Origin of the sequence: Streptomyces sp. SCPE 10 (assembly GCF_051980735.1) — a bacterium.
Taxonomy (GTDB): domain Bacteria; phylum Actinomycetota; class Actinomycetes; order Streptomycetales; family Streptomycetaceae; genus Streptomyces; species Streptomyces misionensis.
In genome coordinates this window covers 3426150-3448698 of the sequence record NZ_CP197069.1, presented here as the reverse complement: position 1 = coordinate 3448698, position 22549 = coordinate 3426150, and the positions used below count along the sequence as shown (strand labels likewise).

Sequence of the window (22549 nt, the reverse complement as noted above, 5' to 3'; positions counted from 1 at the left end):
CGCCCGCCCGCCCGAGACTCCCTGTATGCCCAGCTACAGATCCCTGTTCCGCACCCCGGAGTTCACCGCGCTCTTCCTCGGCACGGCCGCGCAGACGGCCGCCCAGACCGTCGGCGGGCTCGCCCTCGGCACCCTCGTCTACCGGGCCACCGGCTCCCCGCTGCTGTCGGCGGTGAGCATGTTCGGGCCCTCGCTCGCCCAGGTCCTCGGTGCCACCGTCCTGTTGTCCGGTGCCGACCGGCTGCCGCCGCGTACGGCCCTGTCCGCGATCGCGCTGGTCTTCGCGGCCGGTACGGCGCTCCAGGCGCTGCCCGGACTGCCGGTCGGCGCGCTCTTCGCGATGCTGCTGGTGCTGGGCCTGGTGGCGTCGCTGGGCGGCGGGGTCCGCTGGGGTCTCCTCAACGAGATCCTCACCAAGGACGGCTATCTGCCCGGGCGTTCGCTGTTCAACATGATGAGCGGCCTGATGCAGATCGCCGGGTTCGCCACCGGCGGCGCGCTGCTGGCCGCGCTGCCGCCCCGCGTGTGCCTCCTCCTGTCGGCGGCCCTCTACCTGGCGTCGGCGGCCGTCCAGCGCCTCGGCCTGTCCGCCCGCCCGCCGCGCACCGCGGGCCGCCCGTCCGCCGCGGCCACCTGGCGCGCCAACGCCGAGCTGTGGTCGTCGCCCGCGCGCCGCCTCACCTATCTGGGCCTGTGGATCCCCAACGGCCTGGTGGTCGGCTGCGAGTCCCTGTACGTGTCGTACGCCCCGCACGCCGCCGGCACCCTGTTCGCCTGCGGGGCGTTCGGGATGTTCGCCGGGGACGTGACGGTGGGCCGGCTGCTGCCGCCCCGGGTGCGGCGCGGGCTCGCCACGCCGCTGCTGCTCGTCCTCGCCGTGCCGTACCTGGCGTTCGGCGCGCACCCCGCGCTGCCGGTCGCGGCGGTGTGCGTGACCATCGCCTCCGTCGGCTTCGGCGCGAGCCTCGTGCAGCAGGAGCTGCTGATGGAGCGGACCCCCGGGGAACTCGCCGGGCAGGCGCTCGGACTGCACTCCTCCGGGATGCTGACCATGCAGGGCGTGAGCGCGGCCCTGGCCGGCGCGGTGGCGCAGCTGACCTCGCCCGCCACCGGGATGGCGGTGATGGCGGCGGGCTCGGTGTGCGTGACGCTGGCGCTGGCCGCGGCGGGCCGCCGTATCCCCGCGGACGTGCCTATGCGGGCGGCGGCAGCGACTGCTCGGCCCAGATGACCTTGCCGGTGGGCGTGTAGCGGGTGCCCCAGCGGTGGGTCATCTGGGCGATGATGTACAGGCCCCGGCCCCCTTCGTCGTCGCTCGCCGCGTGCCGCAGATTCGGGGTGGTGCGCCCGGTGTCGAAGACCTCGCAGGTCAGGGTGCGGTCGCGGATCAGGCGCACCTGGATGGGGCCGCCGACGTAGCGGATGGCGTTGGTGACGAGTTCGCTGACGATGACCTCGGTGGTGAACGCCAGCTCGGCCAGGCCCCAGTCGTCCAGCTGCTTGCCGACGCTGCCGCGCAGCGCGGCGACCGCGGCGGGATCGGCGGCGGGCTCCCACTGGGCGAGCCGGGTGCGGTCGAGCAGCCGGGTGCGGGCCAGGAGCAGCGTCGCGTCCTCGTCCACCGCCCCCGGCAGCAGGGCGCCCACCGCCCGTTCGCACAGCTGGTCCAGCGGCGCCCGCCGGTCGGCGAGGACGTCGGCGAGCCGCCGTACCCCCGCCTCCTGCCCGTCGGCCGCCTGGAGCAGGCCGCCGGTGAACAGGGCCAGCAGGGTGCCCGGGGCGAGCCGCAGCTCGGTGGTCCGGTACGGCAGGCCGCCGACGCCGAGCGGTGGCCCCGGCGGCACGTCGAGGCCCCGGGCCACACCCGTGTCCCCGTCCACCGCCACCGGCGGCGGACCGCCCGCCCGCGCCATGCTGCACCAGCCGGAGACCGGGTCGTACACCGCGTACAGGCAGGTCACCATGGACTCGTCGGCGGGCGGCGGGGTGCGGCCCGGGACGTGCCCCGGCGCGGGGGCGCGTTCCTGCGCGGTCTGCTCGGCGAGGTCGTCCAGCCGGGTGAGGACCTCGTCCGGGGCCAGGTCGAGCCGGGCGAGGACCCGCAGGCCGGTGCGCAGCCGGCCCATGGTGGCGGCGGCGGGCAGCCCGTGTCCCAGCACGTCCCCGGCGACCAGGCCCACCCGGGCGCCGGACAGCGGGATCACGTCGTACCAGTCGCCGCCCACCCCCGAACCGCTGTCGGCGGGCAGATAGCGGCTCGCCGTCTCACAGGCCGTCTGCGGCGGCAGCCTGCCCGGCAGCAGGCTGCGCTGGAGCTTGAGGGCGGTGCTGTGGCCCCGGGTGACCACCGGCAGCAGCAGGAAGCCGACCAGCAGCGCGCCGAGCCCGAGGACGGCCACCCCGCCGGTCGGCCCGATCAGCGGCAGGTCGACGGTGCCGGCGCCGTACCCCGGCCGGGCGTAGACGACGAAGGCGGTGTACACGAACAGCACGGTCATGAACAGCCCGCCGAGCCCCGGCATCAGGCCCTTGCAGATCAGGTCCCGGGGGCTGCGGGTGAGGACCTTGCGGTGGTGCCAGAGGCAGGCGAAGCCGGTCAGCCCGTACTGGAAGGCGATCGCGAGGCCCACCGAGTCGACCGTGTCGGCGAGCACGTGGTGGCTGAACGACGTCAGCAGCACCAGCAGCGCGACGGAGGCGGCGCCCATGCCGAGCGTGGCCCAGGTCGGGGTGAGGAACCGGCGGTGCACCCGCGCGAACCGGGCCGGCACCGCCTTGTGCACCGCCATCGAGAAGACGGTCCTGGCCAACGGCAGGATGGTGGTCAGGGCGGAGGCCAGTGCCGAGGTCAGCACCATCAGGATCAGCAGCCGTGCCAGCAGCAGCCCCGCGTCGTGGCTGCCGAACACGGCCTCGCCGAGCCCCGAGAACACATCGTCCGAACGGTCGCCGTTGCCGAGCCCGATGCCGGTGGGGCCGACACCCGCGAACGCCTGCGCCGAGGTGGCGACCAGCCCGTACAGGACCAGCAGCAGCACGGGGGACAGGACCGCGGCGCGCCCGGGGACGCGGGTGCTGTCCACGGTCTCCTCGTTGACCGACACGGCGGTGTCCCAGCCCCAGTAGATGAAGACGCCCGCGAGCAGCCCCGAGGTCAGGGCCTGGGCGGAGGGCACCTCGAAGGGGTTGAACCAGGAGGCGGAGACATGGATCGCGGTCGGCGGCGGATCGCCGTACACCCGCACCAGCGCGGCGACGGCGAACAGCAGCAGCACGGCGACCTCCAGGCACAGCAGCCAGCGCTGTACGACGGCCGAGACATGGATGCCGACGTAGCAGATCCCGGTGAGCACACCGATCCACACGATCCCGGCGACGGTGACCCACAGCCGGCTCGCGCCGAGTTCACGCAGGCCCACCAGCCGGTACCCGTAGGCACCGGCGACCGTGGCGAGGTTCGCCATGACGATGATGTTGGCGACGATCAGCCCCCATCCGCCCATCCACCCGGTGCGCGGTCCGAAGGCCCTGGTCGCCCAGGTGAAGGTGGTGCCGCAGTCCGCGTTGCCCGCGTTCAGCTCCCGGAAGGCGTACGCGATCAGCAGCATCGGCACGAACGCCAGCATGGTCACGACCGGCGCCTGCAATCCGACCCCCGCCACGATGATCCCCAGCGTGGCCGCGAGGCTGTACGCCGGTCCCGTCGATGCCAGCGCCATGGCGACCGAGGAGAACAACCCCAGGGAGTTTCCGCGCAGCCCCTTCCGTCCGGCCTCGGACCCCGGAGCGGGCCGGCTCCCGGACACGGCACCGCTCCCGAAAAGCCTCACATTCGATTCCAACGCGGGGCCGACGGGGGTGCAAATACAGCGGAGCGGCACCGTCCCCGTCCGGTCCCCCGCCCTCCCCGTCCCGGTCGCGGGAGCGGACCACCTGGGGCAGCATGAACCTGCCGATAGTGAGGCGATCACGGATCAACCGGACACCGACGGGTTGGCGGAAGGGAACGGATGCCATGGGTAGCGGCGTGCCGAGGGGCGGACGACGGCTGCGGTACCGGGGCGCGAGCGCTGCCGCGGCGGTACTGGCCACCGCGGGCACCCTGACGCTGGCGGCCTGTGGCGGCGGCAACAACAACCAGGGCGGCGGCGCGACCTTCACCCCCCGCCCGACGGCCCCCGCCACCGAGTCCTTCACGGGCACCCCGCCCTCCCCGCTGTCCTCGGCCGCCTCCTCCGCCATCGCCTCGGCCCGCGCGTCGGCCTCGGCCGCGGCCGCCTCCGCGTCGGCGCGGGCCGACGAGTTCGAGGCCTCCGTCGCCGCCCGGACCGAACAGGCGAACCAGCAAGCCCACCAGCGGCTGGCGAAGGTGCGGGGCCGGGGCAACGCCGCCTCCGACGTCTCCCTCAGCGGCATCCCCCGCTCCCAGGTCGGCGACCTCCAGGCCGCCCACGTCAACATCCACAACTCCTCGGACCGCACCGCGAACTTCGCCGTCCAGATCGACTTCCGCGACGCCCGGGGCAAGGTCGTGGAAACCCGCTACGTCGGCGCCGAGAACGTCCGCGCCGGCCAGACGGTCCACCCCTACGCCATCAGCCACCAGCCCCCGGAGCCACGGCTGACGGCGGTGGTGGCGAAGGCGGAGCGGTACTGACGGTCACTGGTCGCGGGCGTAGACCGCGTCCCCGGCCAAGGGGAGCCCGAGCTCGCGGAACCGGTGGGCGACCTCGGCAAGGGGGCGTTCGCCGAGGACGGCGGTCTGGAAGACGCGGTACAGGTCGACCGACGGCTCCTCGTCCAGCCACTGGTACCCGTTCTCGTAGTCGTCGAGCATCCGCAGATCCTCGTACTCGATCTTGGCGAGCCGGTCCGCGCCGTCCGCCAGGCGCAGGCCCAGTGCCTCGAACCGGGACGCCACCTCCGCCGGCCGACGCCGCAACTGGGCGGCCGCGTTGAGCACATGGCTCAACGGCACCGGTTCGGCGTCGTCAAGCCAGGGCGCCACCCGGTCGATGTCCTCGCTGAGGATGGCCGCATCGTCCACTCCGACGGGCTCGGGCAGCACCGTCCCCTCGGCGAGGCGCAGCCCGAACTCCGCGAGCCGGGCGACCACGTCCGCGGGACGACGCTTGGTCCGCTCCGCCGCCGCCAGCACATGCCCCAACGGCACCGGTTCGGTCCCGTCGAACCACGGCGGGTCCCGGTCGAGCCTGCTGCTGAGGATCAGGAGGTCGTCGGCCCCGATGTCCTCGGGCAGCGTGACGCCGTCGAGGAGGCGCAGTCCGAGTTCTGCGAGCCTGGCCACGACCTGTGCGGGGCGACGTCTCGTCCGCTCGGCCACCGCCAGCACATGCCCCGGCGGAACCGGCTCGGTGAGACTCATCCATTCCCTCGCCCGGGTGGAGCCATCGGCGTCGAGCAGGCCGAAATCTCCGGGGTCCACGGCCTCGGGCACCACGGCACCCTCGTGCAGACGCAGGCCGAGCCGCACCAGCCTGTCCGCCACCTTCGGCGGTTCCCACCCGAGGGTGTGGGCGACCACGAGCACGTGTGCCAGGGGCACCGGCCTGTCGCCGCTCCACCACCTGGGAGCTTTCTGGGTGCCGCCTCGGCGCAGGATGACCAGGTCCTCCGGCTCCACGAACGCGGGCGGCACGGCCCCGTCCTGAAGGCGCAGTCCCCATTCCGTGAGCCTGGCCACCACGTCCGCGGGCCGGCGCCCCCATCTCTGCGCCACGGACAGCACACGGCCCAGGGGCACCTGGTCGCCCGGACCCAGCCACGGCGGCCTCCCCGGGAACTGCCGCTCGTCGAGGAGTTGGGAGTCACCGGGTTCGGCGGTCTCGGGCAGCGCGCCTGCGTCGGCGAGCCGCAGCCCGAGTTCCGTGAGCCTGGCCGCCACCTGGGCGGGGCGGCGCTTCGTCCGCTCGGCCACCGCCACCACATGCCCCAGGGGAACCGGGTCGGCGCCCAGCCACGGAGGCTCCCCGTCGACATCGCGGCTGAGGATGAGCAGATCGGAAGTCAGGACGTCGTCGGGCAGCACGGCACCGGCCGGCAGCCGGAGGCCGAGTTCCACGAGCCTGTCCGCCGCCTCGCGCGGACGGCACCCCACGACGCGCGCGAACTCCAGCACATGCCCGAGGGGCACGGCTGCCTCGGGCTCGAGCCACCCCGCCGAGTAGCGCGCGCTGGCGAAGCGTGCGGGGCCCTCCGAGGTGTCCGAGACCCTCAGCAGACCGGCGTCCGTGGGCCTCGCGCGCACCACCGGCTCCGGGGCCGTGGGCGTCACCCCCGCGAACGCCCCCGCCGCGGCCCAGGCCCCGACCCGCCATCCGACGACGGAACGCGGCACGTTCGCGACGGTGTGATCCGTCCAGATGGCGCCGGACATGATCTGCGGGTCGGGCGGGAAGCACCCCACCGCGGTGATGTCCAGCTCGTGCCCGCCCGTCTCCCAGGGGGCGTAACGGCAGGCCACCGCCGCCTCGGCGATCGTGTCCGCCAGCGCGGGATGGTGGCCTACGAGTTCCGACAACCAGTCATGGCCGAAGACCGGGGAGTTCGGCCGCAGCAGCGCCGGGATCTCCTCCGTCAGGCGGCGCGTGACATGAGCCGAGACATCGCTCAACGCGCGTCTGCGGTCGACGGTCAGCTTCGGCGTCTGCTCCCCGGTGAGGTTGACCACGGCTCCGAACAGCGGAACACCGATCCACACACCGTCCGCGAGGACACCGCCATCGGTGTTCGTCCACCACACGTCCGGGCGGCTCGCGGCGTCGACCACCGTGTCGGCAAAGCGCGACGCGTTGCCGTCGTGCGGGTCGGCGCCGCCCAGCGGCGCAACCGGCGACAACACGTCCGGCTCCCACTCGAACCGGTTCTTCGCGTCCTCGGCGACCACCGAGTACTCGGAGATCCACAGCAGCCGCCGCAGCAGATCGGTGCACGACGGCACCTTGGCGGACGGGCGGAGGTACAGGCGTACGGTCGTCTGCGCCTCGTGCCCCCGTCCCAGGTCCCGGATGCGGAAGAGGGAACCGGGACCGGCGATGTCCACCTGGAGGCGCCGGCCGGGGTGGCCCTCGCGGTCCATGCGGCAGGTGATCACCGAGATGTCGTCGGCGATCATGAAGTAGCTGAGCACGCCGATGCCGAACCGGCTGTTGGGATGGATCTCGATGTCCGCCTTGCGCCACTCGGCGCGTTCGTCGAGGTACTCGGGGAGGTCGGCGAAGCTCATGCCGGCGTGCGAGAAGACCTCCCGCAGCTCGCGTTCGCCCATCCCGATGCCGTTGTCCGTGCACTCGATGTACGCGCGCCCGCTGTCGTCGACGTCCTGTCGGAAGGTGATGCGTCCCGACCAGTCGGGCAGCTCGGGGTGGCACCGCCGCAGGTACGCGGTGCGGGCCTGCCGGTAGCGGCAGGCGTCCAGCGCGTTCTGGTACAGCTCCCGGACCGCCAGCGCGGGATCGCCGTACAGCTGCTCGCCCATGAGCAGTTCCTGGATGCGGTCGTCGGCGAGCCGGAAGCGCAGATCGGTCGACTCGTACGCGGGCTTGCCCGCGGCGTCGACGGCCGGCCGCACCTGGTCGGCGGTGGCGTGCGCGGGCAGGTCCTGGAGCGGCTCCAGCTGGGGTTCGCCGCCGGCCTGGATGTCGACCGCGCCGAGCAGCGCGTCCAGGGCGGCGGCCTGCTGGCGCAGGGCCAGGCCGATCGCCGGATGGTGGCAGTCCGCGTCGAGCACCCGGGTGCGGCCGTGCTGGTGCCAGCGTGCCGACCTGAGGGTCCGGTGGAGCTGCTCCATGTCCACCGAGTAGCTGATGCCCAGGTGTTCCACGACGACGTCCGGCAGCAGGATCGGGTCGATCGCCAGATGGTGCGCCACCGTCAGCAGGACGACCAGCAGCTGCTCCCGGACCTGCTGTTCCACCTCGGCGCCGCCGGCCAGCTGGCGCCTGGGCCGGATGGTGGTGGTGTCGAAGGAGGTGCGCAGCGAGCGCAGCAGCATCGGCAGGGTGTCCAGCTCGAACAGCTCGGTGATCAACGCGCGGTCGTCGTCGGCCTGGACGTCCTCCAGCAGGCTCTCCACCGGGCCGATCAGGCTGTTCAGGAGTTCGTCCTCGAATCCGCCGGGCTTGCGGGTCAGCCAGCGGCGGAACAGCCACCAGGCGATGCCGGCCGCGTGATCGTCCCCGCGGGGCGGCCGGGCCGCGAGGACGGCGCGGCGCGTCAGCCGCTGCCGGTTGTGGAAGAACTGCTCGTAGCTCGCGCGGGCCGCGCTCGGGCAGGTGACGTGGCCGAGATTCGTCGGTTGGACCTCCAGCGCCCGCACCGCGGCGCGGTTCGCGCAGGCCACGTAGAGATAGGGCACGGTGACCAGCAGGACGGCCTCGGCCGGGGACAGGGCCAGTTTCTCCGGGTTGAGGACCTTCGTCAGCAGCCAGCCCACCCCGCCGGCCATCCGCTCGGCGAAGCCGGTCGGCCGCCAGGGGTCCTCGGCCAGCAGGGCCTCGTCCCGGGCCGACTGCCGCGCGATCCTGGCGACGAGGGCCATGGCTGCCGCGTGCATGGCCTCGGCACCGTCGGCGTCGCCGACCTGGTGCCACGCCGGATGCTTGCGGGCCGCCTTCACCCAGCCGTGCTCGCCCGCGGCCCCGTGGGCGGTGCGGTCGGGGCGGACGAAGACGACGAAGTCGTCGGTCTCCGTCTCGGTGCGCACCCTGATCTGCTGGCGGTACAGCCCGTGCTCGGCCGTCAGCGTGTCGGTCGCGCTCTGCAGCCGGTCCTTGAGTTCCCGCAGCGTGCTCGGGCCCGCCTCGTCCGCCACCACGGTGCTGAGGGCACGCGAGAAGATGCTGAAGGTGCTGTTGCCCGCACGGGTGTAGTGGGCGCGCTCCCCCGGCGAGCAGGCGTACACATGGCAGTAGTGGCGCTCGCCGACCCGTCTGACCCGCATGTTGGACCAGCCGACGGTGTTGCCGACCGACATCGCGCCCTGGTCGACCCCCTCGCGGCAGGCGTCGACGAACACGACCACGTCTCCCGCGTGGCTGCGTTCGACGTAGTCGCTGAAGTCGAGCGAGAGGCACTTGCCGCGGAAGTCGTGGGACGCCAGCCGCGCTCCCTTGGGGACGAGGAAGTCCTCGCCGCCGTGGTGGATTCCGTGACCGCTGAGGTAGAGCAGCAGCGTCTGGCCCTCGGCGGCGCTCTGGAAGAACGCCTCGACGGCGTCGTCGATGCTCTCCCGGTCGGTCTCGCCGACGTCGTGCACCTGTACCTGGTACCCGACGGCGGTCAGCGCCTCCGCGAGTTCCGCCATGTCGTCCGTGACGAAGGGCAGATCGGTGATGCCGGGGTCGCGGTAGGCCGGTACCCCGATCAGCAAGGCACGGTACGAGCCGTTCATCGCGCCCTCCGGAGGGTCAGGAGCCGAAGGTCAGCGTGATCGCGCCCTTGGCGCCCACCTGCGCCGAGGTTCCCACGACGGCGATGCCCCCGGTCGCGGTGATCTCGAAGGAGACCTGTGCCTGCCGGAGCCGCATCCCGTCTTCGGGCACGGTGAGGTTGGCGAGCACCTCTTGCAGGGCGTCCACCGTGCGCTGGAGGTTCTCGCGCAGGACCGTGGTGGGGATCCGCCGGACCGAGGTGTCCTCGCCCCGGTTGCCGAAGATGCCCATGTCGCCCGAGCCCGGGGCGGGTTCGGGGCCGTCGAGCGACACCAGTACGTCGAGCCCCTCCAGACCGGCGTTCCGCTCGGCACCGACGGCCTCGGCCGACTCGAACATGGCTCCCCCTGTGTCTCGACCATGGAAATCGCAACATCATAGAGCAGCGGGTCGCCCGGCTGTCATCTACTGACTGGTACTCAACTCCTTTGATCGGCCGACGATTTCGTACTCGCTTCCCGCATGTCCCGGTAGGGGTGCGCACGCGCCCGCACCTGTCCTGTCCGCCACCGGCCGGCCGCCCGCACTTGTCCGCCACCGGCCGGCCGCCCGCGTCGTCGTACGACCGGACACCCACGCGACGGACGGACCGCGGCTCGCGCCTCGGATCCGACCGCCGGTCAGACGGGTGATCGGGTGTGTCGCCTCGGATCCGACCGCCGGTCAGACGGGTGATCGGGTGTGTCGCCTCGGATCCGACCGCCGGTCAGACGGGTGATCGGGTGTGTCGCCTCGGATCCTGCCGCCGATCAGACGGGTGATCGGGTGTGTCGCCTCAGATCCGCCCGCCGGTCAGACGGGTGATCGGGCCGTGCGTGCGGCGCCCCGCACGGTGACCCGCCAGGTACGACGTGGCACCCAGCACGGACAGGCCCGCACCCACCCCGGCGGCGAGCAGCTTGCGCTGGGCGATCGCCGTCCATGCCGTCCGGGCGAGGGTAGCGGCCTGCCCCGAGGCGGCGACGACGGCCTGGCGGCCCGCCTGGACCCGCTCGGCCGTGCCCCGTACCACCGCGCTGCCCGCCTCGGCCGTACGCTCGCCCGCGTCGCGGGCCGCTGCCGCCACGTCACCGGACTTCTCGGCCGCCTTGTCCGCTGCCTGCGACGCGGGGGCGGTCACCTTGGCCGTGACCTGCCGGGCCTTGGCGGACGTACTCCGGTCGTTTGCGGAATCTCGATTGGTGCCGCTGTTCGCTTGGCTCATGGACTTCGCGTTGCCGCTCGCGCGGGCGGCAAACACGCTCCGCGAGGAAGGTGCGCGTTTCCGTGTTCGGTCCCGGCGCTCGGTCCGCTGCGTCGCGCGGCCCGGTGGCGGACGATGGACGGGTGCCATGCGGTCGGGCCGACGTGGTGAGGAGGCGCGGTATGGCGAAACCGGTCGTCGTGGGGGTCGACGGTTCACCGTCCAGCCTGGAGGCGGTCGAGACGGCGGCGCACGAGGCGGCGCTCAGCGGGGTCGGGCTGCGGCTGGTGCACGCCTTCGGGTGGTCGTCGATCCATCCCCCGCGCGGTGGGCCGCCCTGGAACCGGGCCGAGGCGGGGGTGCGCGAACTGGTGGACGGCACACTGGTCGAGGCCGAACTCCGGGCACATCGGATCGCACCGGACACCGACATCACCCGGGAGGTCACCGCCGGCGAGCCGGTGGTGGTGCTGGAGATCGAGTCCCGTACCGCCTCGCTCGTCGTGGTGGGCAGCCGCGGGCTGGGCGCGTTCGGCGGCCTGCTCCTCGGCTCCACCGCCGTACATCTGGCCTCGTACGGCCGCTGCCCGGTACTGGTGGTGCGGGGCAGGCCGCATCCGACCGGTCCGGTGCTGCTGGCGGTGGACGGCTCCCCGGCGGGCGAACGCGCCGTCGAGTTCGCCTTCGCCGAGGCGTCGGTGCGCGGCGCGGACCTGCTGGCCCTGCACGTGTGGAACGCCTGGAGCGAAAGGTTCCCCGAGGGGCCGGACGACCAGCTGCGCATCGTGGTCGACGTCGACCGGCTCCGCGAGGAGGAGCAGCGGCTGCTGGACGAGACCCTGTCCCCGTGGCGGACGCGCTATCCCCGGGTCGCGGTGGAGCGTCGCCTGGTGCGCTCCCGGATCCGCCCGGCGCTGATCGAGGCGAGCCGCGACGCGCAGCTGGTCGTGGCCGGCGCGCGCGGCCGCGGCGGCTTCAGCGGCCTGCTGCTCGGCTCGGTCAGCCAGGCCCTGCTCCAGCACGCGCACTGCCCGGTCGCCGTGGTCCGCGGCGGCGAGTGACCACCACGCCCGTCCGCCGGGTGGCGGCCCGCAAAGTTTTCCACACCCCTGTGGACAACGTGCCGCCACGGTGACGGCCCGCAAGGGGCGTGGCAATGGGCATGGCACCCGGCAGGATCGATGCCATGGACTATCGACGTGCCGTTGCGGCCGATGCCCCGGCCATGGCCGAACTCTTCGCGGCGAACCACTATGACGCGCTGACGGAGCAGGAGCGTGCGACACAGGGCTTTGTACAAGGGAGTCTCGACGTCGACACCCTGCGGTCGATGGCCGAGGACGGCGGCCTGCTCGTCGCGGACGACGACGGACACCTGGCCGGCCTGCTCGGGCTGGCCTCCCCGGAGAACCTGCCCAGCCCGCCCCCGCCCGTCCAGGCACTGCTGGCCGCGCAGGACTCGCTGGAGTGGCAGGGACGCCCCCTCCGTGACACCCCCTTCCTGCTCTACGGACCCGTGGTGGTCGCCGGTGCCTACCGGGGGAAGGGCGTGGCACGGGGACTGTTCACCGCGGCGCTTCGGACAGCCTCAGGACGAGCCGATGCGATGATCGCCTTCATCGAACTGGCCAACCGGGCATCGTGGAAAGTCCACGTGGACGGCTTCGGCATGACCCCGCTGGGAGAGTTCACCCTCGGCGACCGTGCCTACGGCGTCGTCGGCGCATCCACCCGCCCGACGACACCGGGCACCTGAGTCGAGCATCCGGCCGAGGGGCGCGTGCGGGACCTTCTCCCGCGACACGGTCAACGTCTGCCTCGCGCTCCTCCTCCTGCCGCTCAAGGACCAAGTCGTGGCCCCCCGCTGGTCGCTGTCAGCATGGGTGGATTGTGGCGACCGGGTCTGACGGCGGGTGCCGGGGAATGCCGCTGCTCCACCACCCTCGGCGCCCTCGGCGATGGCTGCGCCGAGGGCCGACAGCCAACGTCGATGGGCGATCAGGACGACGACCCAGGTGCGCACTTGACCACGGCCCGGGACCGCCACGTGCCCGGACATCCGCGCGGGTGAGCTGAGCACGCCTTGCCGGTGGTGTGTGCCACGAGCGGCCGGGGTACTCGGCGGTGCACCCACGTGCGGGGCGCCCAGCGGGAACCCAGGCCGTCACGGACCCAGGCCGTCACGGCTCGACGGCAGAGGGGCGCCCGGCCTCCCACATCGCTTCCTGCGAGGCCTCCGATGAGCCGTCTCTTCTCGCCGCTCACCCTCCGCGGCACAACCTTCCCGAACCGCGCCTGGGTGGCCCCCATGTGCCAGTACAGCTCGGTCGACGGCTATCCGCGCGACTGGCATCTGGTCCATCTCGGCTCCCTGGCACGCGGCGGGTCCGGCCTGGTCATGCAGGAGGCCACGGCAGTGGAACCCGAGGGCCGGATCACCCCTTCCGACGCCGGCATCTGGGATGACGGGCAGGCCGCCGCGTACAAGCGGATCACCGACTTCGTCCACGGGCAGGGAGCCATCGCCGGCATCCAGATCTCCCATGCCGGCCGCAAGGCGTCGACGGCACCGCCCTGGGAGGGCGATGTGTACGTCGAACCGGAGGCCGGAGGATGGCAGACGGTCGCACCGTCACCGCTGCCGTTCGGCGACTGGCCGGCCCCGCGGGAGCTCGGCGCGGGCGACATCCGCGCTCTGGTCCGGGCCTTCGGCGACGCCGCCGCGCGGGCACTGTCCGGTGGCTTCGAGGTCCTGGAGATCCACGCCGCGCACGGCTATCTGCTGCACCAGTTCCTGTCACCGCTGTCCAACCACCGCAGCGACGAGTACGGAGGCGATCTCGACGGGCGCAGCCGTTTCCTGGTCCAGGTCACCGACGCCGTACGGGCGCAGTGGCCGGAAGACCGCCCGCTGTTCGTACGCTTCTCGGCCACGGACTGGGCCGACGGCGGCTGGACCCCGGAGGAGACCGTCGAGCTGTCGCGGCACCTGGTGGCCCACGGCGTCGATCTGGTGGACATCACCAGCGGCGGGCTCGTCCACAACGCCCGTATCGAAGTGGAGCCCGGCTACCAGGTGCCCTTCGCCCGAACCGTCCGCGAGGGTGCGGCCCTGCCCGTCTCCGCGGTCGGCCTGATCACCGCACCGGAGCAGGCCGACCAGATCCTCGTGGACCGCTCGGCCGACGCGATCATGCTCGCGCGCGAACTGCTGCGCAACCCGACCTGGCCGCTCCACGCGGCCCAAGTGCTGGGTGACGACGTCCCGTGGCCGAAGCAGTACCAGCGTGGCCGCCCACGTCATCGCTGAAGCCGCGATCAATGCACCAATGCAGCTTCCGCGGCGCCCGGGGGCGGGTCGATGCGGGCGCGGCTCACGGCCCGACCGCGTCGGCACGCTGCACCGGCCACGGCTGAGGGCGGACATCTGGCGATCTGCTGCGGGTCTTCCATCCGTACATAGACGCCTGGGTGGTGACGCCGACGTAGTGTCACGGCGCCTGGAACGGCGAAGGGCCAGCCTGGGAGGGGGATCCCTCCTGAGCTGGCCCTTCTCTCTGTGCCCCCGGCAGGATTCGAACCTGCGACACCCGCTTTAGAGTTCATCTCATTTGGCTGAGTAGGCTGTCGGCTGTGGTGGGGATCATTGAGCGGCTGGTGCCGGACGAGCTGTGGGAACTGTTCCAGCGGGTCGCGCCGGAGGCACCATCACGGCCTCAAGGTGGCGGCCGGCGCCGGCACGGCGACCGTGAGGTGCTGGCGGCGATTGTGTTCGTGGCGACGTCGGGCTGCACGTGGCAGCAGCTGCCGAAGTCGTCGTTCGGACCGTCCGGAGCGACAGCTCACCGACGGTTCACCGAATGGACGAAGGCTCGCGTGTGGGCCAAGCTGCACCGCCTGGTCCTGGACGAACTCGGAGCCCGCGGAGACCTGGACTGGTCTCGCTGCGCGATCGACTCGGTGAACTTGCGGGCCCTGAAAAAGGGGAGCTGACGGGTCCGAATCCTGTCGACCGGGGCAAGTACGGCTCGAAGATCCACCTGATCACCGAGCGGACCGGTCTGCCCCTGTCTGTCGGCATCTCCGGTGCCAACGTCCACGACAGCCAGGCTCTGATCCCGCTCGTGAAGGGCATACCGCCGATCCGGTCCCGGCGAGGCCCCCGTAGGCGTAAGCCCGGCAAACTGCACGCGGACAAGGGTTACGACTACTCCCACCTGCGGCGATGGTTATCCCAGCGGGGTATCCGGCACCGCATAGCCCGCAAGGGAGTCGAGACCTCGCAACGGCTCGGCCGACACCGCTGGACCATCGAGCGCACGATGGCCTGGCTCGCCGGCTGCCGCCGACTCCACCGCCGCTACGAGCGCAAGGCCGAACACTTCCTCGCCTTCACGAGCATCGCCTGCACCCTCATCTGCTACCGCAGACTCACCAAATGAGATGACGTCTTAAGGAGTTCGATGCGAGCCCGATCCGACCGCTGCTGGCGACTGGTGCGACGGTCAGACAGGGGTGCTCGTGTGCGTACCCGTCCGGCGTCGTTGATGTCAGCCGTGGATGTCAAAGGCTTCCTGATCCGTAGCTGCATGTGGATCGGTCAGCGGGAATCACTCCGGTCGCTTCACGGCCCCGGAGGGACGCTACCGGCCGGGCATGGCCTCTGGGTCTGCGACACTTCGCCGCTGTGCGCTGTCCTGGGGGACGGCCCTGGGCGCAACCAGGTCTACTTTCCTTGGGTGGACGAGCCCCTTGCTCTTGCCTCCTCTGTGCCCGACGGAATGGGGTGGCCCCGTATGGGAGGAGCGCGACAGCCGTGTTGTCGCCAGTCTCTGAAAAATGACCCTCAGCCAGTTCCTGAAAACTGACCCCTCTGATCATCCTGCGCGGCTCTATCGCGGCTCACAGCCGCGCAGGATGGACGCGATCAGGTCGTCCAGGCCGTGCTCGGCCACCTCGGTTGGCAGTACGCCGCTCACCGTCAGGTCGGCGTAGCCGTGCAGCGCCGCGAAGACCGGTAGCGCAACGGTTTCCAGCTGCCCCTCGCGCACTTCGCCGCGGCGTTGTCCGTCGCCGATCAGCTCTAGCAGGTGCTCGGACCACCGGTGGGCGGTCGCGCCCACCGCCTCCGATGCCTCCGGGCTGTGCTTGACCGAGAACATCAGGTCGAGCAGGGCGGCGTTGGCCGTGGCGAAGCCCACGTAGGCGCGGGCTGCAGCATCCAGCCGGTCGGCGAACGCCTCACCAGCGCCTTCCTGTGAGGCTGCGATGGCCTCGGCGAGTCGCTCGAACCCGGTCAGTGCCAGGGCGTCCAGCAGTGCCTGCTTGGACTTGAAGTGGCGACTCGGTGCGGCGGGGCTCACCCCGATCTCGCGGGCCAGCTCCCGCAGGGACAGTGCGCCCGATCCCTTCTCGCGCAACGTCTGCTCGGCCCGTGCGAGGAGCGCGGCGGGGAGGTCTCCGTGGTGGTAGGGGCGGTTCGTCATGCCCTCAGCCTAGCCGGGTGTGAGCGACGCCCACATTGTTAATGTTGCATACATTGTGATCAGTGAATACATTGGAGTCATGGCAAAGAACACGCACACCCAGCCCTGGAACACCACCGACATCCCCGACCAGACCGGCCGCACTGCCGTCGTGACCGGTGCCAACAGCGGCCTCGGACTCGCCACCGCCACGGCCCTGGCCGCCGCGGGCGCCCACGTCGTCCTCGCCGTACGGGACACCAAGCGCGGCGAGGCCGCAGCCCAGGCGGTGAACGGCAGCGTCGAGGTCCGCCGGCTCGATCTGGCCGACCTCGCCTCCGTGCGCGACTTCGCCGCCGGCTGGCACAGCGACCTGGACCTGCTCATCAACAACGCCGGCGTCATGAACGTCCCCGAGGGCCGCACCAAGGACGGCTTCGAGACGCAGTTCGGCACCAACTACCTGGGGCACTTCGCCCTGACCAACCTGCTGCTGCCACACATCACCGACCGCGTGGTGTCCCTGTCGTCGACCGCGCACAAGGCCCCGGGCAGTCCCCGCATCCACTTCGACAACCTCGACCTGACCGGCGAGTACGACCCGATGACCGCCTACAGCCAGTCCAAGCTGGCGATGCTGCTGTTCACCCTGGAGCTCCAGCGACGGCTTGCCGCAGCCAGCTCGCCCGTCCGCGCGCTGGCCGCCCACCCCGGCTGGGCCGCCACCAACCTCCAGGGCAACGACGCCAGCACCCTGCGGCGCCTGCTCTTCCGCCTCGGCAACAAGTTCATCGCCCAGGACGGCCAGGCGGGCGCGCTCAACTCCCTCTACGCGGCCGTCCAGGACCTGCCCGGCGGCAGCTTCGTCGGCCCCGACGGCATGTTCGAGATGCGCGGCAACCCCGCCCTGGCCGGCCGCTCGGCAGCGGCCAGCGACCCGGCAACCGCCCGCCGCCTGTGGACCGTCTCCGAAGAGCTGACCGGCGTCACCTTCCCGGAGCCGACCACGGCAGTTCAGTCCTGAGCCTCCGGGAGCTCGGTTGAATTCGCGAGGTGGCTCGAACTCGCTGATCACGTGGCTCCCGAATTGCCTGCTCAATACAAGAGGGTGCTGAAGGTGGAGGACTGGGCGGAGATACGTCGGCTGCATCGAGCAGAGGGCGTGCCCATCAAGGAGATCTCACGGAGGCTGGGGGTAGCCCGGAACACGGTGCCGGCCGCGTTGAACTCGGACCGGCCGCCGAAGTACGAACGGGCCCCGCGCGGACGGGTGGCGGACGCCTTCGAGCCGCAGATCCGAGGCTTGTTGAACGAGTGGCCGAGGATGCACGCACCGGTGATCGTCGAGCGGATCAAGTGGCCGTACTCGATGCCGCCGCTGACGAAGAAGCTGGCCGAGATCCGGCCGGGGTACGTCGGCATCGACCCGGTCGATCGGGTGGCCTACGAACCCGTCCAAATGAGATGGCTGAGATGGTTCGGCGGGCTCTCCGAGAAGCACACGCATGCAGTCGTCGTGGCGAATGGGGCGAAGGCCCGAATGCGTTCTTCGTGCAAGATCCGCTCCAGCCGCTGCTGCCCGGTCATCTGCCGTATCTCCTCAGGCACGCACGCGGGCCTGTCCCCGTTGCGGCCGGTAAAGTGATACAGACCGTCGCTCTGTGCGGGGCCGACCAACCCCAGCTCCCACTGCGTCAAAGCCTCCCCTCAGGTCGTTCCAGCGCTGCAGCTGCGCTGTCGCGCGAAAAAGCCCGCTCACTGGACTTCTGATGGTGCTACGAGACCGGGCTGGGGCTGAGCGGGCACAGACGGGCTGGTGGAGCTTGCTGCCGTCTGTTCGGCGAGTTTGCGGTAACCGGTCACGGTCAATGCGCGCCATGCCCGGAAGAAGCCGTAGGCGATCACGAGGCCGAGCACTGTGACAGTGCACAGAATGAGCAGGCGGTGGTCGAAGGAGTAGCGCAGCATGGCCAAGTCTGCAGTCAGTACCAGAGCCAGGCAATTGAAGAGCCAGCCGCGGCAGATGCGCATGCGGGAGCGGGCGTAGTCGGCTCGGGCGACCAAGACAGGGAAGGCGGCCAGTTGCAGGCGCGCCGTGGCATAGGCACTGTTAGTGGAAAAAAAGCGACTGCGCAGGCGGCGGCGGTACGGGGTAAGGATCGTGTCCGCAGCTCGGTCGAGAAGGATGCCAAGAGCGTAGGCCGCGGCGAGTGCCACTCCTGTGGCCGCTGACGAGCCAGCTACGGGCGCAAGTTTGGCTGTTGGTGCCGGCCCGATGAGGGCAATCAGCACAAGTACTGCCGCGGCGAGGCCTCCGATACCGATCACGAGGACCTCTACGAACATAGCAGTGGCTGCGACCAGCGCAGGAGATTCCGGCTGCGCAGAGTTCGTCATAGGGCGACCCCCCAAACCTGTGCCATGTCGGTGAGCATGTTGTCTGGTAGCTCGCTGCCGTCCCAGACACTGCGAAGACGGTAGCGAGCATTGTTGGACAGCCGTTCAAAAATGATCAGGCTCTCCGGCTGGCTGGCCAGCAGGTAGCGACCGTGCCTCAGAAAGTGAGCACTGTTGGGCCCGTAGTCGGCGTAGGCCCGCTCGATCCTGTCGCGGAAGCGTTCGGCGAACTGGGTCAGGTGTTCTCTGTAGCTGTCGAGGTCATCGATGGTCCGCGACAGGACGTCGATGACGTTGTAGGACAGCTCTGTGCTGAATGGGTGGCTGGTGAAGGTGCGGTAGACCTGCTCGACGACGTCGAGAAGCTGGCTACCTTGGGCGAGATCGGGGTGCTGCGCCATGGCTTCTACCCCCCGTTGAACCTCGAGGTCGAACAGTTCGACCAAGGCGATCAGACGGTACAGCGAACGACTGACATCGGCTGGAGGTGCGGCTCCGGGCTTGTAGAGAAGCTTGTGAGACATACGCGACCACAGGTCGACTGCTTCAGTACGTAGTTGGATCTCGCACTCGTAGGGCGTACCGTCGGGATCCGCCTCGTTCCCGACCATGATGGCCTGGATGTGAAGGCGTGGGTAGCGCAGACGGTCCTCATGACCGGGTGCGTGCCGGTCATCCTGAACCTCGACGACGAGAAGACAACGTTTGATCTCGTCCAGGGCAGGGTCGAGGAGACCTCCATGGGGCACGACGACACGCACGCCAGCTTTGTCGGTGATCTGCTTCCAGGGGTCGGTGTAGTTCTTGCGGTACACCTTCGTTTGGAAGCTGCTGACTTCCTTGGCGCGGGCGGCCACCTGACAGGCAATCCGCCGACGAGCAAGGTGCTCCTCAAGGTGGGTCTTCGTCGCCTCGACTGCCTCTTTGATCCTCGGCCGCTCCCGCTGGTAGCGCTGGAAGGCCTCCTCGACACTCAGAGGCATGTGGACTCCGCTGCGTAGGCTAGGAAGATGCCGTCGCTGATACCCATGCCTATGCCGACGACTGCTGGTTGCCCATGGTCGTCTGCATCGCTTGGGCCGACGCAGGGAGGACCCACTCAAGCCCCGGAATCATCTCTGCACCGGAAAGGGGACCTTCCGCACGGTTGACGAGTTTGGGCCGGCGGCCCGCCGCGGCACCGCTGCTGGCTTTGTCGAGAGTGGCGGTAACGGTGACTGTGGTCCGGCCGTCCCCGAGATCCTCCACAGTTACTGAGCCGTCCCTCACCGCCTCCAACGGCGCGACTAGGAAGGCCCCGTTGGACAGGTCCACCCGCACCTTCTCCATCCGGTTGCCGATGAGATCGGTGTTCTTGTCGAAGGCACGGATCGGTACGTCGTTCTCCGCCAGGAAGCCGGCAAAGTCGTCGCGGTGCGCTTCCTGCAGATGCGTTTGGATGAAGACGTTGGGGTCGAGCGTCGGAGCAGCGCTCTGAAGCTCAACCATGACGGCCATGACGTAGTCAACACGCACATCGGAGCTGGCGAAGCGGCTGTTGACCCAATCCATGGCTGTGTCATGGAAGCGGCGTGTGAGTTCCCTGGGGTCGTTCTGGTGCCGGCAGCCGAGGAACTTCTCAAGGAAGAAACGGGCCACGTCCTTGCCCGATGTCTGGGGGTCGGCGGCCCAGCCCTGGAGCCTCGGCTCGGCGATCCCCTCCTCGGAGAAGAGGGCCACTTTGTACACCTTAGACTTTTCGGTGAACAAGAGGTTGGCGAAATACTGCATGTCAAAGGTCCGCAGCCCGTCGGCGAGAATCCCGTTCGCCTGCATGCCGGTTTCCTGCTCCAACTTGACCATCAGAAGAGCTGGGTGACCGTCCAGGCGGGCTGCGGCAACGAGAAGCAGCCCTGCCGGGCTCTTCCCCGTCTGGCTGTCACGTAGGGCATGAGCGAGCTCACCGGATACCTGCACGAGATCCTGTTCACCACTCAGAAAGGCTCGAACAGCGTCTGGCAGGGGCGACTTCAGCTCAGGGTCCTCCACGACCTCGCGTCCCAGGCGGTCGAGCACGTCACGGAGCTTCGACTGCAGAGCTGTACGCACGTCATCGTCGAACCGGCATACCGTCTCGCTGAGCTTGAGGGGAAGAGATTCCTCGTCTTTGGCGCGCTGAGGCACCTCGTGCACGATGGCCTGGTCAACGACAAGGTCTCCGAAATCAGTCCGCACTTCCCACCCTACGTATCCCCGCCCGTACACCAGTGACGGACGTCCTGTCGCCAGGCGTAGTCCGGGGCGCTGAGGTCCCTGTCTGGCGCACACCTATGCTGCACTGCCTCGCACGAAGCACGACAGAGACCGCCGATTGCCGTGTCCGTGTCCGTGTCACATGTCGCAAACCGTGTCGCACATGGTAACGGGGCAGGCGGCAGATGCAGATGAACTATCAAGTCAGTGGCTGAATTCCAGCGGGCGACTTGTCCGGGCGAGGGCGCACACCAGCGACGTCTGGATCCCCTTGGCGGACACCTTCGATGCGGGTCGTCTGAACCTCGGCCGACGACAGCCAGCCACGACGGTGGGTGAGTCGACCGACCATGCGCGCGTATGCCCCGCTGCACCCCCATCGGTCAGCCACGCTGCCCTGCCGTCGACCAGAGTGAGGCCCGCCGACGGAGGCGTGACCGTGAGGCCTTTGGTGATGACATCTTCGTCCCGAAGCAACTTGGGTGGGTGTGCTGCTTGATGTGGCGTGCCTCTGACCTGCGCCGGTGGTTCATAGGTCTGAGCGCTTGTCCAGCGTTTGTTCGTGGGCGTTCTCACACGCTCACCTCGTGTCGCTCTGGGTGCGTGGGCTGGCGCGCCACAACTGTTCGCCAGAGGAGCCACCATGCTTCGCTGGCTGAGCGCCAGGCGCTTTTTATCCTAGCTTTTCGAGTGACCACGGAACTCGGCGTGCCTCATCTTAAATTTAGGGTATCTGGCTTCTTGGTATTTTGGGCTATGGATGGCCAATGCGTTGCGAGCTAGTCCCACATCTCCGAATCTGGAGGAGCCGGCCGGTGGATACTTTTTCTCATACTTAAGCACCGCTCCATGGTTCTCCTGAAGAATGCGCGCCAAGTCTCGAAGATCATTGAGGTTAATCAGTGAAAGCTCGGATATGAACTCTGCGATGAGCTTCTCTGACGCTCGGTCACGGTCGGGGTATTGGCGACGAAACAGGGCTGCGACCGTATCGGTATTGATTGCCGAGCTGAGAATCTCTCGGCTCTTAATGATATCTTGCTCTGCTTGGATCGCGGAATGTACAGCGCCTCGATTCAAATTCTGGAATTGTCTGTCTGCGACATACAGTAGGCCACTCAGGGCGTGAAAGTCACGGACCAAATCAGCTGGGATGCTCTCCTCGTTTTTGTATGCGAGATAGTGAGATATATTCGCCCAAGCGTCCATCAAGATCGTCCGGACCTGAATTTCGAACTTGATCTCCTTTATAGTGTCGTACCTTGGGCCTGAGTGGGCTGCAGAAAGTCGACAGATGAAATGATGAGACATATACCCGAAGGATGATGCCTCTCCTTCGTTCACTTTATCTTCCTCTGAGGCGACGTCGAAGGTGCTATGGAGTACGTCCTTAATGCCTGAGAGGTCGGCTATAAATAGGCAGACGACTCGTGCCCCTACTAAGTCCTCGGTTTGCTCGAATGGGGAGGTGTATGACTTCCTCGTTACCTTCTCGACGAAGCTGTCGATGGTCTTGACTCGGGCGGTAATGGAGTGAATCTTTATAGACTGGGGTGCCGAGAACGCCTTTTGTAGGCAGTAAAGTATTTCAGTCCTGAGATTTTGGTACAGTACTTCATTCTCCACGAAGCGCTTGCGAATTTCTGCTTCATCCTCACTCGTCATAGCCCCATGGTAGAGACTTGTTTAGGTCGGCGTGGCAACTTTGGGCGGGAGCTGTTTGGCGCGAGTGATCATGCCCCCGTAAAGTCGTGAAGTCGACTTGACCGCCCCGACCATGACGTACCTTCTCTCACGTCAGGCGGCTGGTTGCTGTGTGG

Annotated in this window: 16 protein-coding genes and 1 pseudogene; 8 read left to right on the top strand and 9 right to left on the bottom strand. The window is 69.3% G+C overall.

Annotated elements, in window-relative coordinates; all coding sequences use genetic code 11:
- The first annotated feature begins 25 nt into the window (after nt 1-25).
- Nucleotides 26-1231, top strand: coding sequence for an MFS transporter (locus ACSP97_RS16035; RefSeq protein WP_355321859.1), 1206 nt, complete (start codon nt 26-28; stop codon nt 1229-1231).
- Here ACSP97_RS16035 and ACSP97_RS16030 read toward each other — a convergent pair.
- Nucleotides 1194-3719 carry an amino acid permease gene (locus tag ACSP97_RS16030; RefSeq protein WP_440558023.1) on the bottom strand — a complete coding sequence of 842 codons (2526 nt, stop codon included), beginning with the start codon at nt 3717-3719 and terminating at the stop codon, nt 1194-1196. The two genes, ACSP97_RS16035 and ACSP97_RS16030, sit on opposite strands and share 38 nt — an antisense overlap.
- A gap of 296 nt (nt 3720-4015) precedes the next feature.
- On the opposite strand from ACSP97_RS16030, the gene ACSP97_RS16025 reads away from it, so the two are divergent.
- Nucleotides 4016-4657: a hypothetical protein gene (locus tag ACSP97_RS16025; RefSeq protein WP_388294405.1), complete on the top strand. Its 642-nt coding sequence runs from the start codon at nt 4016-4018 to the stop codon at nt 4655-4657.
- A gap of 3 nt (nt 4658-4660) precedes the next feature.
- On the opposite strand, the gene ACSP97_RS16020 is transcribed toward ACSP97_RS16025, so the two are convergent.
- The 3 genes from ACSP97_RS16020 to ACSP97_RS16010 all read right to left on the bottom strand — a co-directional run bounded on the left by ACSP97_RS16020 (nt 4661) and on the right by ACSP97_RS16010 (nt 10656).
- Nucleotides 4661-9412, bottom strand: a complete 4752-nt coding sequence (locus tag ACSP97_RS16020; RefSeq protein ID WP_440558021.1) for a wHTH domain-containing protein — start codon at nt 9410-9412, stop codon at nt 4661-4663.
- 16 nt (nt 9413-9428) lie between these two features.
- Nucleotides 9429-9791 (bottom strand): Pepco domain-containing protein, encoded by a 363-nt coding sequence (locus ACSP97_RS16015; RefSeq protein WP_355321867.1) that lies wholly within the window; start codon nt 9789-9791, stop codon nt 9429-9431.
- Nucleotides 9792-10227: 436 nt separating this feature from the next.
- The gene (locus tag ACSP97_RS16010) at nt 10228-10656 is read right to left on the bottom strand and encodes a hypothetical protein (RefSeq protein WP_355321869.1); all 429 of its coding nucleotides are present in this window, start codon (nt 10654-10656) and stop codon (nt 10228-10230) included.
- 161 nt (nt 10657-10817) lie between these two features.
- On the opposite strand from ACSP97_RS16010, the gene ACSP97_RS16005 reads away from it, so the two are divergent.
- The 4 genes from ACSP97_RS16005 (at nt 10818) to ACSP97_RS15990 (ending at nt 15077) form a co-directional block, all read left to right on the top strand.
- Entirely contained in the window at nt 10818-11696 is an 879-nt protein-coding gene (locus ACSP97_RS16005) for a universal stress protein (protein ID WP_355321871.1), read from the top strand.
- Between the two features lie 125 nt (nt 11697-11821).
- Nucleotides 11822-12391 (top strand): GNAT family N-acetyltransferase, encoded by a 570-nt coding sequence (locus ACSP97_RS16000; RefSeq protein ID WP_391870347.1) that lies wholly within the window; start codon nt 11822-11824, stop codon nt 12389-12391.
- Between the two features lie 483 nt (nt 12392-12874).
- Nucleotides 12875-13945, top strand: coding sequence for an NADH:flavin oxidoreductase/NADH oxidase (locus ACSP97_RS15995; protein ID WP_355147936.1), 1071 nt, complete (start codon nt 12875-12877; stop codon nt 13943-13945).
- A gap of 332 nt (nt 13946-14277) precedes the next feature.
- A protein-coding gene (locus tag ACSP97_RS15990; protein WP_259332577.1) for an IS5 family transposase occupies nt 14278-15077 on the top strand; the annotation gives its coding sequence in 2 pieces (ribosomal slippage) (nt 14278-14613 and nt 14616-15077; 798 coding nt in all).
- 450 nt (nt 15078-15527) lie between these two features.
- Here the strand turns inward: ACSP97_RS15990 and ACSP97_RS15985 are convergent.
- A complete protein-coding gene (locus ACSP97_RS15985; RefSeq protein ID WP_440558018.1) occupies nt 15528-16121 on the bottom strand; it encodes a TetR/AcrR family transcriptional regulator in 594 nt (197 codons plus the stop codon).
- A gap of 79 nt (nt 16122-16200) precedes the next feature.
- Here ACSP97_RS15985 and ACSP97_RS15980 point away from each other — a divergent pair, with 79 nt between their 5' ends.
- Nucleotides 16201-17124, top strand: coding sequence for an oxidoreductase (locus ACSP97_RS15980; protein ID WP_440558016.1), 924 nt, complete (start codon nt 16201-16203; stop codon nt 17122-17124).
- A gap of 84 nt (nt 17125-17208) precedes the next feature.
- Nucleotides 17209-17553: pseudogene (locus ACSP97_RS15975) on the top strand (IS21 family transposase); the annotation flags it as partial.
- 302 nt (nt 17554-17855) lie between these two features.
- Here the strand turns inward: ACSP97_RS15975 and ACSP97_RS15970 are convergent.
- From ACSP97_RS15970 to ACSP97_RS15955, 4 genes are all read right to left on the bottom strand, one after another.
- On the bottom strand, nt 17856-18497 hold the full coding sequence (locus tag ACSP97_RS15970) for a hypothetical protein (RefSeq protein ID WP_440558014.1): 642 nt from the start codon (nt 18495-18497) through the stop codon (nt 17856-17858).
- Complete coding sequence (locus tag ACSP97_RS15965) at nt 18494-19480, bottom strand: hypothetical protein (protein ID WP_440558013.1); 987 nt, start codon at nt 19478-19480, stop codon at nt 18494-18496. Before ACSP97_RS15965 ends, ACSP97_RS15970 begins: the two co-directional genes overlap by 4 nt.
- A 49-nt stretch (nt 19481-19529) precedes the next feature.
- On the bottom strand, nt 19530-20711 hold the full coding sequence (locus ACSP97_RS15960) for a nucleoid-associated protein (protein ID WP_440558011.1): 1182 nt from the start codon (nt 20709-20711) through the stop codon (nt 19530-19532).
- 696 nt (nt 20712-21407) lie between these two features.
- On the bottom strand, nt 21408-22394 hold the full coding sequence (locus ACSP97_RS15955) for a GTP pyrophosphokinase (RefSeq protein WP_440558009.1): 987 nt from the start codon (nt 22392-22394) through the stop codon (nt 21408-21410).
- Nucleotides 22395-22549 lie beyond the last annotated feature (155 nt).